This window comes from Sphingomonas sp. Tas61C01, from assembly GCF_052567495.1.
Map to the genome: position 1 here is coordinate 2230838 of NZ_CP199583.1, position 13402 is coordinate 2244239.

15 protein-coding genes are annotated in these 13402 nt (G+C 68.3%); 5 read left to right on the plus strand and 10 right to left on the minus strand.

Annotation, left to right across the window (positions count from 1 at the left end; genetic code table 11):
• Positions 1–112: 112 nt before the first annotated feature.
• Positions 113–2053: a potassium transporter Kup gene (locus ACT009_RS10360; RefSeq protein WP_445191011.1), complete on the minus strand. Its 1941-nt coding sequence runs from the start codon at positions 2051–2053 to the stop codon at positions 113–115.
• 156 nt (positions 2054–2209) lie between these two features.
• On the opposite strand from ACT009_RS10360, the gene pdeM reads away from it, so the two are divergent.
• Positions 2210–2872, plus strand: a complete 663-nt coding sequence (gene pdeM / locus ACT009_RS10365) for a ligase-associated DNA damage response endonuclease PdeM (protein ID WP_445194061.1) — start codon at positions 2210–2212, stop codon at positions 2870–2872.
• Positions 2873–3003: 131 nt separating this feature from the next.
• Here pdeM and aguB read toward each other — a convergent pair whose 3' ends face one another.
• The 4 genes from aguB to rpsD all read right to left on the minus strand — a co-directional run bounded on the left by aguB (position 3004) and on the right by rpsD (position 7206).
• Positions 3004–3852, minus strand: coding sequence for an N-carbamoylputrescine amidase (gene aguB, locus ACT009_RS10370; protein ID WP_445191012.1), 849 nt, complete (start codon positions 3850–3852; stop codon positions 3004–3006).
• A gap of 31 nt (positions 3853–3883) precedes the next feature.
• Positions 3884–4852 carry an agmatine deiminase family protein gene (locus ACT009_RS10375; protein ID WP_445191013.1) on the minus strand — a complete coding sequence of 323 codons (969 nt, stop codon included), beginning with the start codon at positions 4850–4852 and terminating at the stop codon, positions 3884–3886.
• Positions 4849–6480, minus strand: a complete 1632-nt coding sequence (locus ACT009_RS10380; protein WP_445191014.1) for a M28 family metallopeptidase — start codon at positions 6478–6480, stop codon at positions 4849–4851. The genes ACT009_RS10375 and ACT009_RS10380 overlap by 4 nt, the downstream gene beginning before the upstream one ends.
• A gap of 111 nt (positions 6481–6591) precedes the next feature.
• The gene (rpsD, locus tag ACT009_RS10385) at positions 6592–7206 is read right to left on the minus strand and encodes a 30S ribosomal protein S4 (protein ID WP_375419849.1); all 615 of its coding nucleotides are present in this window, start codon (positions 7204–7206) and stop codon (positions 6592–6594) included.
• A 178-nt stretch (positions 7207–7384) separates the two neighbouring features.
• On the opposite strand from rpsD, the gene ACT009_RS10390 reads away from it, so the two are divergent.
• Entirely contained in the window at positions 7385–7699 is a 315-nt protein-coding gene (locus tag ACT009_RS10390; protein WP_445191015.1) for a chorismate mutase, read from the plus strand.
• A 107-nt stretch (positions 7700–7806) separates the two neighbouring features.
• On the opposite strand, the gene ACT009_RS10395 is transcribed toward ACT009_RS10390, so the two are convergent.
• The 5 genes from ACT009_RS10395 to rpiB all read right to left on the minus strand — a co-directional run bounded on the left by ACT009_RS10395 (position 7807) and on the right by rpiB (position 11556).
• Complete coding sequence (locus tag ACT009_RS10395) at positions 7807–8940, minus strand: TrmH family RNA methyltransferase (RefSeq protein ID WP_445191016.1); 1134 nt, start codon at positions 8938–8940, stop codon at positions 7807–7809.
• 225 nt (positions 8941–9165) lie between these two features.
• A complete protein-coding gene (nrdR, locus tag ACT009_RS10400) occupies positions 9166–9624 on the minus strand; it encodes a transcriptional regulator NrdR (RefSeq protein WP_445191017.1) in 459 nt (152 codons plus the stop codon).
• Positions 9625–9804, minus strand: a complete 180-nt coding sequence (locus ACT009_RS10405) for a hypothetical protein (protein WP_445191018.1) — start codon at positions 9802–9804, stop codon at positions 9625–9627.
• Positions 9805–9808: 4 nt separating this feature from the next.
• Complete coding sequence (gene glyA, locus ACT009_RS10410; RefSeq protein ID WP_445191019.1) at positions 9809–11119, minus strand: serine hydroxymethyltransferase; 1311 nt, start codon at positions 11117–11119, stop codon at positions 9809–9811.
• Complete coding sequence (gene rpiB / locus ACT009_RS10415) at positions 11116–11556, minus strand: ribose 5-phosphate isomerase B (protein WP_445191020.1); 441 nt, start codon at positions 11554–11556, stop codon at positions 11116–11118. The genes glyA and rpiB overlap by 4 nt, the downstream gene beginning before the upstream one ends.
• 137 nt (positions 11557–11693) lie before the next feature.
• Here rpiB and ACT009_RS10420 point away from each other — a divergent pair, with 137 nt between their 5' ends.
• The 3 genes from ACT009_RS10420 to ACT009_RS10430 are packed head-to-tail and all read left to right on the plus strand — an operon-like array spanning position 11694 to position 13393.
• On the plus strand, positions 11694–12101 hold the full coding sequence (locus ACT009_RS10420; protein ID WP_445191021.1) for a hypothetical protein: 408 nt from the start codon (positions 11694–11696) through the stop codon (positions 12099–12101).
• 22 nt (positions 12102–12123) lie between these two features.
• Complete coding sequence (locus ACT009_RS10425) at positions 12124–12696, plus strand: sigma-70 family RNA polymerase sigma factor (protein ID WP_445191022.1); 573 nt, start codon at positions 12124–12126, stop codon at positions 12694–12696.
• Complete coding sequence (locus ACT009_RS10430; protein WP_445191023.1) at positions 12686–13393, plus strand: anti-sigma factor; 708 nt, start codon at positions 12686–12688, stop codon at positions 13391–13393. Before ACT009_RS10425 ends, ACT009_RS10430 begins: the two co-directional genes overlap by 11 nt.
• Positions 13394–13402 lie beyond the last annotated feature (9 nt).

Genomic DNA, 13402 nt, shown 5'->3' on the forward strand with positions numbered 1-13402 from the left:
GATCTACCAAATCACGTGTCCCCGCGAAGGCGGGGACCCAGTACTGTGCTCCCGCCTTCGCGGAGCACATGCAGCACGAGAATCACTTCGAGCTTTAAGCAGTGCCGAAGAATTACACCGTCACCTGTTCCCCGAGCTCGACCACCTTACCCGGCGGGATCCGCAGGAAATCGGTCGGATCGCTGGCGTTGCGTTGCAGGAACATGAAGATGCGATCCTGCCAGGGCGGCATGCCCTTTTCGGCATCGGGTTTCAGCGTGTTGCGGCCGATGAAGAACGAGGTCTGCATCGGATCGAGACCTTTCTTCTCGTACTTGCCGCCGAGACCGAGATCGCGCGGGATGTCGGGCGATTCCATGAACCCGTATTTCAGCACCACGATCGTGAAGTTGTCGTCGACCCGCTCCACCGTCGCGCGGTGCTCCTCGTCGATCACCGGCCGATCCGCGGTGCGCACGCTCAGGACGTAGTTGCGCGCGTGGAGCACCTTGTTGTGTTTCAGATTGTGGAGCAGCGCGCCCGGCGCGGCATGCGGGTTGCCGGTCAGGAACACCGCATTGCCGTCGACCCGCTCGGGCGGGCGCTTGGCGAGCGCGGCGGCGAGATCGGTCAGCGGGATGCTCTGGCGCTGTTCGAACAGGCCGACGATCTTGCGCCCGCGCACCCATGTGGCGATGATCAGCCCGATCGCGCTCGCCACCACCAGCGGCACCCACCCGCCCTCGATCACGCGCACCAGATTGGCGCCGAAGAAGATCAGGTCGAGCAGCAGGAACGGCAGGATCGCGGCGAGCGCGACCGGGCGCGACCAGTTCCACACATGCCGCGCGACGAGATAGCCGAGGCAGGTGGTCACCACCATCGTGCCGGTCACCGCGATGCCGTAGGCCGCGGCCATCGCCGACGAGCTCTTGAACTGCACCACCAGCACCAGCACCCCCGCGAGCAACATCCAGTTGATCGCGGGCAGGTACATCTGCCCGACGAAATCGGCCGATGTCTGGCGGATCCGCAGCCGCGGCAACAGCCCGAGCTGGACCGCCTGCTGGGTCAGCGAAAAGGCGCCGGTGATCACCGCCTGGCTGGCGATGACCGTGGCGAGCCCGGCGAGCACGACGAGCGCGGGCCGGATGCCCTCGGGCGCCATCAGGAAGAACCAGTCCTGGTTCTTGAACGGTCGCCCCGCCGCCTTCGCGGCCTCCAGCTGCGACAGCGCGAAGGCGCCCTGCCCCAGATAGTTGAGCACCAGCGCCGGCCACACCAGCAGGAACCAAGCCGCGCGGATCGGGGCGCGGCCGAAATGCCCCATGTCGGCGGTAAGCGCCTCCGCGCCGGTCACCGTCAGGAACACCGCGCCGAGCACGAACAGACCGACGGTGCCGTGGGTCGCCAGGAACGAGATGCCGTAGGTCGGCGACAGCACGCGCATGATCGATAGCTCGTCGGCGATGTGCCACAGCCCGAGCCCGCCGATCGCGAGAAACCAGACGATGCACACCGGGCCGAACAGCCGCGACACGTGCGCGGTCCCGCGCGACTGGATCATGAACAGCGCGACCAGGATCGCGATCGTCAGCAGCCGGATCGTGCCTTCGTCGAAGATGTGCGCGGTGGTCGGGATCGTCCGCAGCCCTTCCATCGCCGACAGCACCGACAGTGCCGGGGTGATGATCGCATCGCCGTAGAACAGCGCCGCCCCCGCCGCGCCGAGCACGATCGCGATCCGCGAGCGCATCCCCAGCACCCGCCGCGCGAGCGCGGTCAGCGCCAGCACGCCGCCTTCGCCGTGATTGTCGGCGCGCATCAGGAAGGAGACGTATTTGACGGTGACGATCAGCGTCAGCGTCCATAGCGCCAGGCTGAGCACGCCGAGGATCTCCGACGGATCGATGCCGTCGGCGCTCGACTGCGCCAGCGCCTCGCGGAACGCGTAGAGCGGGCTGGTGCCGATGTCGCCGAACACCACGCCGATCGCGCCGATCGACAGCGCGACGAAGGCGGGGTGACGGATGGAGGTTCGGGAAGCGGCAGTCGGTTCGACGTCGGGCGACATGCGCGGGAAGGACCCTTCAGCAAAGGACTGTCCGCTATACGACGATTGCAGGACGACGCTAAGCGGATTCGCGTTGCACCGCACAAACGACTCGGTCCGACGGACGATGCCCGATGCGTGCTTGATCCGGGTGCGGTTCGGCGGCATGGCGCGGGAATGGTTCCCTTTTCGTTCGGCGGACATGCGCTTCATGCGCTCGCACAGGGCGCGGTCTTCTGGCCGGCGCGGCGTGCGATGCTGGTCGCCGATCTCCACCTCGAAAAGGCGAGCTGGTTCGCCAAGGGCGGGCAGATGCTGCCGCCGTACGATTCGATCGCGACGCTCGCCGATCTGACCGCGCTGGTCGCTGCCACCGACGCGCGCGAGGTCTGGTGCCTGGGCGACAGCTTCCACGACGTCGCCGGCTGCGACCGCCTGCCCGCCCGCGCCCGGGCGATGCTGATCGCGCTGACCGACGGCACCGACTGGACGTGGATCACCGGCAACCACGATCCCGACATCGTCGATCGCTGCGGCGGATCGGTGGTCGAGGAGGCCGAGGTCGACGGGCTGGTGCTACGCCACGAGGCCGCGCCGCGCGAGGGCCGCTGCGAAGTGTCGGGACATTTCCACCCCAAGCTGCGGCTGCGGGTGCGCGGCAAGCAGGTCGCGCGGCGATGCTTCATCGGCACCGCGACCAAGCTGATCCTGCCCGCCTTCGGCTCGCTCACCGGCGGGCTCGACGTCGATCACCCGGAGATCACCCGCGCGGTCGGCCGCGGGGCGGAGGCGCTGGTCCCGGTGGAGCAACGGATGCTGCGGTTCCCGATCGCTGCTTAGGCAAGTTCGTCCGTCACCCCGGACCCTTCGACTTCGCTCAGGAGAGCCTTGAGCCGGGGGCCCGCTATTCACGCCACCAATCGGGATCCCGGATCAGGTCCGGGATGACGAAGGGAAAGGGGCTAGCCCCCCTACCGATCCTCCACCAGCCGGCCGTACAGGTCCGGGCGCCGATCGCGGAAGAAGCCGAACGCGGCGCGGTGGCGTTTGACGCGGGCGAGGTCGATCGTGGCGACGATTACGCCCTCCTCCTCGCGGCCGAGTTCGGCGAGGATATCGCCGCGTTCGTCGGCGATGAAGCTGGTCCCGTAGAAGGTCTGGCCGTGTTCGACGCCGATGCGGTTGGCGGCGACGATCGGCACCACGTTGGACACCGCATGCCCGACCATCGCACGGCGCCACAGCCGAGCGGTGTCGAGCGAGGTATCGTGCGGCTCGCTGCCGATCGCGGTGGGGTAGAACAACAGTTCCGCGCCCATCAGCATCATCGCGCGCGCGGTTTCCGGATACCATTGGTCCCAGCACACTCCGACGCCGAGCGTCGCGGCGGGGTGCGGCCACACCTTGAAGCCGGTATTTCCGGGTCGGAAATAGAATTTCTCCTCATAGCCCGGCCCGTCGGGGATGTGGCTCTTGCGGTAAACGCCCTGGATCTCGCCATCGGGGCCGATCATCGCCAGGCTGTTATAGTGGTGCGGCCCGTCCGCCTCGAAGAAGCTGGTCGGGATCGTCACCTTCAGCGCCTCGGCCAGCGCCTGCATCGCCAGCACCGCCTTGTGCTCGCCGACCGGCGCGGCGTTGGCGAAGAGCGATTCGTCCTCGACCCGGCAGAAATATTCGCTTTCGAACAATTCGGGCGGCAGGATCACCTGCGCGCCCTGCGCGGCGGCTTCGTGGACCAGCCGCGAGACGCCCGCGATGTTGGCGTCGATATCGGGGGTGAACGCCAGCTGCAGCGCGGCGACGGTAATCTCGGTCATCTCCGCGCCATAGCCGCGCCGCGCGCGAAGATCAGCCCGGTATCTGCTGGCTGATGCAATGGAAGCTGCCGCCGCCGGTCAGGATCGAATCGGCGCGCAGCCCAACCGCCTTGCGGGTCGGGAACAGCGCCTGCACCGCCGCCACCGCCGCGTCGTCGTTCGCGGCGCCATAGACCGGCACCACGACCGCGGCGTTGCCGATGTAGAAGTTCATGTAGCTCGCGGGCACGATCTCGTCGTCGCGGAGCACGCGGCCGGGCGACGGGATCGTCACCACCTCCAGCCCGCTCGCCTCGGCGTCGCGACGGGCATGCTGGTAGACCTGCCAATTGGGGTCGTTCTCCGCCGCCTCGGGGATCGCGACCCGCCCCTCGCCGACGAACCGCGCGAGATTGTCGACATGGCCGTCGGTATGGTCGTTGAGCAGCCCCTCGCCGAGCCACACCACCCGGGTGAAGCCGAGATCGCTGGCGAGCAGCGATTCGATCTCGGCCTTGCTCATCCCCGGATTGCGGTTGGGGTTGAGCAGGCATTGTTCGGTGGTGATCACGGTGCCGGTGCCGTCGCCGTCGATCGCGCCGCCTTCCAGCACCCAGTGATGCGCCGCGAAGTGCCGCCCGCGGCCCTCCGCCAGCCGGCGCGCGATCGTGTCGTCGCCGGGCAGGTCGTACTTGCCGCCCCAGCCGTTGAACGCGAAGCCGCCGGCACGCTTGCGCGGCAACAGGATCGGCCCGGTGTCGCGCAACCAGATGTCGCCGAACGGCTCGACCACGATCTCCGCGAAGGGCGCCAGCCTGGTCGCAGCGCTCGCCGCCTCGCCGTCCGCGGCAACCAGCAGCACCTTCTCGCCATGCCCGTGCGCATGCACCGCGCTGGCGAACGCGACCACCTCGGCACGGGCGGGGGCGAGATCGTCGAGCCACAATTCGGGGTGGCTCGGAAAGCCGATCCACACCGCCTCGTGGCGTGCCCATTCGGCGACGGGACAGGCCGTCGTCATTTGCCGGCGCGGGACTTGTCGCGGATCGCGCGGAATTCGGCGGTCGGATACCAGTTCGGCCAGGTGTCCCCGGCCGCGAGCTGGTGCCCGAGCCCCGCATAGATCGCCAGGTCCGACAGCGCGCCGTCCCAGTTCCACGCCGCGTCATATTCGTCCTGCGGCTTGTGATAGCGGTTGACGACGTAATCCTCCGCCGCCGCATGCCCCGCGGCACGGCCGCCGACGACCAGGTCCTCGCCACTCTCGCCATACAGCATCGGTACGCCGAGCCGCGCCATGCTGAAATGGTCCGAGCGGTAATAGGAGCCCTTCTCGGGCGACGGCTCGTTCGCGATCACGCGGCCCTGCGCCGCCACCAGCGGCTTGACGAGATCCTCGAGCTCGGACTTGCCGGCGCCGACCAGCACGAAGTCCTTCGCCTTGCCGACCACGTTCAGCCCGTCCATATTGACCCCGCCGACGGTCTGCGCGAGCGGATAGATCGGGTTCTCGGCGTAGAATTTGGAGCCGATCAGCCCCGACTCCTCAGCAGTTACCGCAAGGAAGACCTGGCTGCGCGGGGTGGCACCCGCCTTCACCGCGGCTTCTGCGATCGCGATCAGCCCGGCGACGCCGGTGGCGTTGTCCACCGCGCCGTTGCAGATGTCGTCGCCCTTCACCGCGTCGCACCGGCCGAGATGATCCCAATGCGCCGAATAGAGGACATATTCGTCCGCGCGGCTGGTGCCGGGCAGGATGCCGACGACGTTCTTCGATGACTGTCGGCGGATCTTGTTGGTGAAGTCGACGCTCGCCTTCAGCCCCAGCGGCACCGCTTTGAAGCCCTTCACCGCCGCCGCCGCGGAGAGCTTGGCGAGATCCTGTCCCGCGCTCGCGAACAGCGCCTGCGCGGCGGGGTTCTGGATCCAGCCGACCATCTGCGACTGGTCCATGTGCCCGCCCGGCGTATCCTGTTCGAGCTGCGGGCCGGTCCAGGACGATTGCACCACGCCCCAGCCATAGGCGGCGGGTTCGGTATCGTGGACGATGATCGCGGCGGCGGCGCCCTGTCGCGCGGCTTCCTCGAACTTGTAGGTCCAGCGACCGTAATAGGTCATGGCGCGGCCGCCGAACGGCCCGGTCGCGCCGGGTTCGCGCCAATCCGGGTCGTTGACCAGGATGATGACGGTCTTTCCCTTCACGTCGACCCCGGCATAGTCGTTCCAGCCGCGCTCGGGCGCGTTGATGCCGTAGCCGACGAACACCACGTCGCTGTTCGCGATCGAAATCTTGGGCACCACGCGGTAGGTGCCGAGCACCATGTCGGTGCGATAGGCGAGGCTGATCGGGGTCTTGCCCCCGGCGAAGCGCACCGGGCTGACGTCGGTGGCGTCGATCTCCACCATCGGCACGTCCTGGTACCAGCCGCCCTTGTTACCCGGCTTGAGCCCCGCCGCCTTCATCCGCGCGACGATATAGTCGACGGTCTTCTTCTCCGCGGGCGTGGTCGGCGCGCGGCCCTCATATTCATCGGACGAAAGCGTCTTGGTAACGGTCTTCAGCGTGTCCACCGAGATCGCGGGTGCCGGCCCGCCTTGCGCGGTCGCGGCGGCGGAGGCGAGCAACAGGGGCAGGAAGATCGTGCGCATGGACGTGGGCTCCTTCGTGCTGCGTTCTGACGGGCGGCGCGCGGCTTGTCCAAACGAAAAAGGGCGGCCCCGCAGGACCGCCCTCTTGCCGCTCGCCGAAGCGAAGCCGGATCAGCGCGAGTAGAACTCGACGACCAGGTTCGGCTCCATCTTCACCGGATAGGGCACCTCGTCGAGCGACGGGATGCGGGTGAAGGTCACCTTGGCGGTGCCGTCGGGTGCGACGTAATCGGGGATCTCGCGCTCGGCGAGGCTCTGCGCCTCCATCACCAGCGCCATTTCCTGCGCCTTCTTGCCCAGCGTGACCTCGTCGCCGACGAAGCAGCGGCGCGATGCGATGTTGCACTTGGTGCCGTTGACGCGGACATGGCCGTGGCTGACCAGCTGGCGTGCCGCCCAGATCGTCGGCGCGTACTTGGCGCGGTAGACGATCATGTCGAGCCGCTGCTCGAGCAGGCCGATCAGGTTCTGGCCGGTATCGCCCTTCATCCGGGCGGCCTCGGTGTAGCAGGCGCGGAACTGCTTCTCGGTCACGTCGCCGTAATAGCCCTTCAGCTTCTGCTTGGCGCGCAGCTGGATGCCGAAATCGGAGACCTTGCCCTTGCGGCGCTGGCCGTGCTGGCCGGGGCCGTATTCACGCTTGTTGACCGGGCTCTTTGGGCGACCCCAGATGTTCTCGCCCATCCGGCGGTCGAGCTTGTGCTTGGCGCTATGGCGCTTAGACATATGTAATCCTTGGCAATTCGAACAACGTTGGTCCCGGTATCGCTCTGCTTGCTCCATCAGGAGGGCAGGGCCGCCGCTTCACCGGGGTGCGGAGCCATTGCGAACGCGGGCGCCTAGCGGCGAGGGGTCGCCAAGTCAAGCTGGACAGGCCAGCCCGACGCCGCCAGAGGCTGCCGCCATGACCATCCTCTCCGGACCCGATTGCACCACCATGGCCGAGGTCCGCGCCGGCGTCGACCAGGTCGACCGCGACCTGATCGCGCTGCTCGCCCGCCGCTTCGCGTACATGGACGCCGCCGCCCGGATCAAGCCGTCCCGCGACGCGGTGCGCGACGAAGGGCGCAAGGCCGAGGTGATCGCGAACGCGCGCACGGCGGCGGAGGCGGCGGGGCTGCCGGGCGACGACGTCGCGGCGCTATGGGACGCGCTGGTGGAGGCGTCGATCGCGTATGAGATGCGGGCATTCGACGCCTCTCCGTCCCGTTCGTCCTGAGTAGCTGCTGAGCGAAGTCGAAGCGGCGTATCGAAGGATCGGCGTTCGAGGCACTGTCCTTCGATACGGGTCTTCGCCAGGCTCAGCCCCTACTCAGGACGAACGGATCAGTCCTTCGCCCGCTTCCGCCCGGCAAGCGCCGACAGCACCCCCCGGAACGTCCGCACCTCCTGGGCCGACCAGCCGGGCTTGGTCAGCATCGTCCGCAGCGTCCGCCGCGTCACCGGGGTGCGGTCCGGCGGGTAGAAGAAATGCGCGTCGACCAGCATCGCATCGAGCTGCGCGATCATGCCGTCGAGCTCTTCCTGTGGCGCCGGTTCGGGCAGCGGCACCTCGGGCGGTTGCGCCAGGCCCATCGACTTCGACCATTCATACGCCACCAGGATCACTGCCTGGGCGAGATTGAGCGACCCGAACTCGGCGTTGATCGGCACCGTCACGATGGTCCGCGCGAGTGCCACGTCGTCGGTTTCGAGCCCCGAGCGCTCGGGCCCGAACAGGATCGCCGACCGTCCGGGCCCCGCATGGATCGCGTGCGCCGCGGCTTCGGGCGTGACCACCGGCTTGGTCACGCCGCGCTTGCGCACCGTCGTCGCGTAGACGTGTGCGCAATCCGCGACCGCCGCCTCGACGCTGTCGAACACCGCCGCGCGTTCGAGCACCACGTCCGCCCCGCTCGCGGCCGGCCCCGCCGCGGGGTTCGGCCAACCGTCGCGCGGCGACACCAGCCGCATCTCGACCAGCCCGAAGTTGAGCATCGCCCGCGCTGCCTTGCCGATGTTCTCGCCGAGTTGCGGGCGGACGAGGACGATGACGGGGGGTGGGGTACGGGGTGGCGTCATGATCTGATCCGCTGTCTCACCCCCACTCCGTTCGTCTCGAGTAGGCGTCGAGCCCCTCGACTTCGCTCGGGAGAGCCCTGTCGAGGCGCCGTATCGAGAGGCAAGTTGCCCGGGGTCACCGTCCCCCTTCTTCGCCGCCGCAGACACCGCCTCCCAATCGCCGCGAAACAGCGCTTCCTTCTTCTTGCGCGACCAGTCCTTTACCTGCCGCTCGGCGGCCAGCGCCTCCAGCCGCGACGGGAAATCTTGCGACCACATCAATTCGACGGGTCGGCGGCTGTGGGTATAGCCGGGGATCGCGCCGGTCTGATGCTGGCCGATGCGACGCTCGAGATCGTCGGTGTGGCCGGTATAGTAGCTGCCGTCGGCGCAGCGCAGGATATAGGCCCAGAAGCTCATCGGCGGGCTCTACCGTGGGATGCTTGTTCCGCCAATATTGGGACGACCCCGCCCCCTCCCGTTCGTCTCGAGTAGGGATCGAGCGAAGTCGAGAGCCCGTATCGAGAGAGCGTGCCCTAAGAGGGGACCTCTCGATACGCCGCCTCGACGAGCTCGACGGCTACTCGAGGCGAACGGTTGGGGAGCAAGCGGAAGGGGGCCAAGGCCGAACCGCGATGCGTGGTTCTACCCCTTCACCTCATGCACCGCCCCAGCGAATTCCTCGAAGTCCCGCGCTTCGCTGAAGTCCCGGTACACGCTCGCGAAGCGGATGTACGCGACCGAATCGAGCGCCTTCAGCCCGTCCATCACCAGTTCGCCGATCCGCTTCGACGTCACCTCGCAGTCGCCCAGCGTCTCCAGCTGACGCTGGATGCCGCTGACCAGCTTTTCCAGCCGCAGCGCGTCGATCGGGCGTTTGCGGGCGGCGATCGACACCGAGCGTAGCAGCTTGTCGCGATCGAATGGCTCGCGGCGTTCCTCGCTCTTCAGGACGGTCAGCTCGCGGAGCTGGATGCGTTCGAACGTCGTGAACCGCGCCGCGCAGCCTTCGCATTGGCGCCGGCGCCGGATCGCCGCCCCGTCTTCGGTGGGGCGGCTGTCCTTTACCTGGCTGTCGTCATGCGCGCAGAACGGGCACCGCATTCAGATGCCGCGCTTCTTCGCTTTGAAATAGGCATAGCCCATGCCCGCGGCGGCGCCGATAACCGGGCCGACGATCGGCAGCGGGATCGCGACGACGAAGCCGAGCGCGCCCCATTTCGCCATGCTCTTGCCGAGGCCGGGGGTAGTCTTCACCTCGTTGCGGAGATCGTCGAACGCCATCACATCATCCTTCGTAGATCGGGAAGCGCGCGCACAGATCGCGCACCCGTTGCCGAACGCTCGCCTCGACCTGCGGGTCCCCGTGCTCGCCCTTCGCCGCCAGCCCATCGAGCACGTCGGCGACCATGTTGCCGATCTCGCGGAACTCGGCGGGGCCGAAACCGCGGGTGGTGCCCGCGGGGCTGCCGACGCGGATGCCGCTGGTCTTCACCGGCGGCAGCGGATCGTTGGGAATGCCGTTCTTGTTGCAGGTGATCCCGGCGCGCTCCAGCGCCTCGTCGGCATCCTTGCCGGTAATGCCGAGCGGGGTGAGATCGACCAGCGCCAGATGCGTGTCGGTGCCGCCCGCGACGAGGTTGCTGCCGCGCTCCTTCAGCGTCGCCGCGAGCACCTTGGCGTTCTCGACCACCGCGGCGATATAGCTCTTGAAGTCCGGCTGCAGCGCTTCGCCGAACGCGACCGCCTTCGCCGCGATCACGTGCATCAGCGGCCCGCCCTGCAGGCCGGGGAACACCGCGGAATTCAGCTTCTTCGCCAGCGCCTCGTCGTCGGTCATGATCATGCCGCCGCGCGGGCCGCGCAGCGTCTTGTGGGTCGTCGTCGTCACCACATGCGCGTGGCCGAACGGGGTCGGGTGCAGCCCCGCCGCGACGATCCCCGCGAAATGCGCCATGTCGACCATGAAATAGGCGCCGATCTTGTCCGCGATCGCGCGGAAGCGGGCGAAGTCGATCGTCCGCGGATAGGCCGAGCCGCCCGCGATGATCAGCTTGGGCCGATGCTCGACCGCCAATGCCTCCACCTGGTCGTAATCGATCAGGTGGGTAACCGGATCGACGCCGTACTGGACCGCGTTGAACCATTTGCCCGACATCGCCGCGCGCGCGCCGTGCGTCAGGTGACCACCGGCGTCGAGGCTCATGCCGAGGATCGTCTCGCCGGGCTTGACCAGCGCCAGCATCACCGCGCCGTTCGCCTGCGCGCCCGAATGCGGCTGGACGTTGACGAAGCCGCAGCCGAACAGCTGTTTGGCGCGATCGATCGCGAGCTGTTCGACCTCGTCCGAGGGTGCGCAGCCCTGATAGTAGCGCTTGCCCGGATAGCCTTCCGCATATTTGTTGGTGAACACCGACCCCTGCGCCTCGAGCACCGCGCGCGAGACGATGTTCTCGCTCGCGATCAGCTCGATCTGGGTGCGTTCGCGCTCGAGTTCGTGCGCGATGCCGGCGAAGATCGCGGCATCGGCGTCGGCGAGGCCGCGGGTGAAGAAACCGTCCGGCTGGACGTCGTGCAGGTCGCGGGGCTGGGTGCTCATACGGGCTCCTTTGCGGAAAGCTTGTCGACACGGGCGGCATGACGGCCGCCCTCGAATTCGTTGGACAGGAATGCCTCGATACAGGCCCTCGCCATCTCCTCGCCGATCATCCGTGCGCCGAGCGCGATCGCGTTGGCGTCGTTGTGGGTGCGGGCATAGCGCGCGGAGAGCGGCTCCGACACCTGCGCGCAGCGGCAGGCGGGGTTGCGGTTGGCGGCGATCGCGATGCCGATCCCCGAGCCGCAGAGCGCGATGCCCCGATCGGCGCGGCCGTCCGCCAGCGCATCGGCGATCGCATAGCCGTAATCCGGATAGTCGACGCTCGCGGTGCCGTCGGTGCCCAGATCGAGTACGTCGTGGCCGGCGTCGCGCAGCCACGGCACGAGCAGCGACTTGAGCGAAACGGCGGCGTGATCGGAGGCGATGGCGATGCGCATCGGCGGCGTCCCTGTCGGCAGCGAAAACGGATGCGCGCCCTCTACGCGGGAGTGCCGCCGATTGCCACACCCGATGGCGCGGGCCGGTCATAGGAAATCTTGTTGACCGTGCGCGCCGGGGGCGGGAAACTCGGGCGATGTCCAAGCCCCGATCGCCGATGCCCTCCTTGTTGCTCGCCCTGGCCGTGGCCGGCTGCGACCGCGCGCCCTCACCGTCGCCCGCACCCACCGCCGCCGCGACGCAGCCGCAGGCCGCGCCCACCGCCGCCGATCCGCTGGTCGGTCGCTGGATCGGGGTCGAGGGCATGTTCCTCGACGTCGCGGCGACCACCACACCGGGCCGCTATGCGCTGACGATGCAATGGGACCTCGATCACCGCGGCAGCTTCGCCGGCGTTGCCCGCGACGGCGCGATCGGCTTCACCCGCAACGGCACCACGGAAATGCTTCGCCCGACCGACGGCGCCGCGACGGGATTGAAATATCTCGCGGAAAAGGATCGCTGCCTGACGGTAAAGCCGGGCGAGGGCTATTGCCGCGCGTGAATCACCCGCTAGGGTCGCGACCATGACGACAACGCTCTCGGACGCCGACAATGCCCGGGCGCGCCTCGCCGAAATCCTGATCCGGACCGGATCCGAGGATCGCGCGGCGTTTCGCGATCTCTATACGCTGACCAGTGCGAAGCTTTTCGGCATCTGCCTGCGTATCTGTGGCGAAAGGCAGGCCGCAGAGGATGTGCTCCACGACGTCTACATCACGATCTGGAAGCGCGCCGGCGCCTGGGAGCCCGGTCGCGCCAGCCCGATCACCTGGCTCGCGACCATCGCGCGCAACCGGGCGATCGACTGGCGCCGCGCGCAGACGGTGCGCCGCGCCAGCCCGATCGAGGACGCGCCCGACATCGCCGACGATGCGCCCGACGCCGAATCGGCGATGCTCACCGGCGAGACCGCGCACCGCCTCCATCATTGCCTCGACGAACTCGAGGTCCGCCAGCGTAGCGCCATCCGCACCGCCTTCTTCGACGGAGTCACCTATGCCGAGCTCGCCGAGCGAAGCAGCGTGCCGCTCGGGACGATGAAGAGCTGGGTGCGCCGCGGCCTCGGCCGGCTGAAGGATTGTCTCGATGCCGGCTGAGTTCGACGAAACCGAAGACCTGATGGCGGCCGAGCTCGCGCTCGGGCTGCTGGACGGCGAGGAACGGGCGGTCGCGCTGCGGCGGATGCTCGCGGAGCCCGCCTTCGCGCGTGACGTCGAGACGTGGCGGCTCCACTTCGCGCAGCTGTTCGATCTGTGGCCGGGTGTCGAGGCACCGGAGGACCTGATCGAGCGGATCGATGCGACGCTCGGTGGCCCCGGCACCGATCGCCGCCCATCGCGCCTGCCTTGGCCGCTGCTCGCGATCGCCAGTTCGGCGCTCGCCGCCTGCCTGCTGGTGGTGATCGCGCTGCGTCCCGAACCCGCGCCGGTGGTCTTCACCCCCGCCCCCGCCCCGATAGAGCGTTCCGGCCCGGTGCTGGTCGCGTCGCTCGATTACGAGAAGACGCCGATCGCCTCCTTCTACGATCCGGCGCGCGGTGCGTTGCGGGTGGCGGCGTCGCCCGCCATCGATGCCGATCGGGTCGCGCAATTGTGGGTGATCGGCGCCGACGGCGTTCCGCATTCGCTCGGCCTGCTGACCCGTGCAGCGACCGCGTTGACGGTGCCCGCCGCCAACCGCGCGCGGCTTGCCGCGGGTGCGGTGCTGGCGATCTCGGTCGAGCCGCTCGGCGGATCGCCGACCGGGCTGCCTACCGGGCCGGTCGTCGCGAAGGGCGCGCTGTCGAGCGTGTAGCCGAGGTCT

Bases quoted from the DNA above. Each gene is read 5' to 3' on its own strand.
- nrdR (WP_445191017.1), bottom strand. From the start codon at position 9,624: ATGCGGTGCCCGTTCTGCGCGCATGACGACAGCCAGGTAAAGGACAGC.
- ACT009_RS10405 (WP_445191018.1), bottom strand. From the start codon at position 9,804: ATGGCGTTCGACGATCTCCGCAACGAGGTGAAGACTACCCCCGGCCTC.
- rpsD (WP_375419849.1), bottom strand. From the start codon at position 7,206: ATGTCTAAGCGCCATAGCGCCAAGCACAAGCTCGACCGCCGGATGGGC.
- ACT009_RS10425 (WP_445191022.1), top strand. From the start codon at position 12,124: ATGACGACAACGCTCTCGGACGCCGACAATGCCCGGGCGCGCCTCGCC.
- ACT009_RS10360 (WP_445191011.1), bottom strand. From the start codon at position 2,053: ATGTCGCCCGACGTCGAACCGACTGCCGCTTCCCGAACCTCCATCCGT.
- pdeM (WP_445194061.1), top strand. From the start codon at position 2,210: ATGGTTCCCTTTTCGTTCGGCGGACATGCGCTTCATGCGCTCGCACAG.
- ACT009_RS10390 (WP_445191015.1), top strand. From the start codon at position 7,385: ATGACCATCCTCTCCGGACCCGATTGCACCACCATGGCCGAGGTCCGC.
- ACT009_RS10395 (WP_445191016.1), bottom strand. From the start codon at position 8,940: ATGAGCTTCTGGGCCTATATCCTGCGCTGCGCCGACGGCAGCTACTAT.
- ACT009_RS10420 (WP_445191021.1), top strand. From the start codon at position 11,694: ATGTCCAAGCCCCGATCGCCGATGCCCTCCTTGTTGCTCGCCCTGGCC.
- aguB (WP_445191012.1), bottom strand. From the start codon at position 3,852: ATGACCGAGATTACCGTCGCCGCGCTGCAGCTGGCGTTCACCCCCGAT.
- ACT009_RS10430 (WP_445191023.1), top strand. From the start codon at position 12,686: ATGCCGGCTGAGTTCGACGAAACCGAAGACCTGATGGCGGCCGAGCTC.
- rpiB (WP_445191020.1), bottom strand. From the start codon at position 11,556: ATGCGCATCGCCATCGCCTCCGATCACGCCGCCGTTTCGCTCAAGTCG.
- ACT009_RS10375 (WP_445191013.1), bottom strand. From the start codon at position 4,852: ATGACGACGGCCTGTCCCGTCGCCGAATGGGCACGCCACGAGGCGGTG.
- ACT009_RS10380 (WP_445191014.1), bottom strand. From the start codon at position 6,480: ATGCGCACGATCTTCCTGCCCCTGTTGCTCGCCTCCGCCGCCGCGACC.
- glyA (WP_445191019.1), bottom strand. From the start codon at position 11,119: ATGAGCACCCAGCCCCGCGACCTGCACGACGTCCAGCCGGACGGTTTC.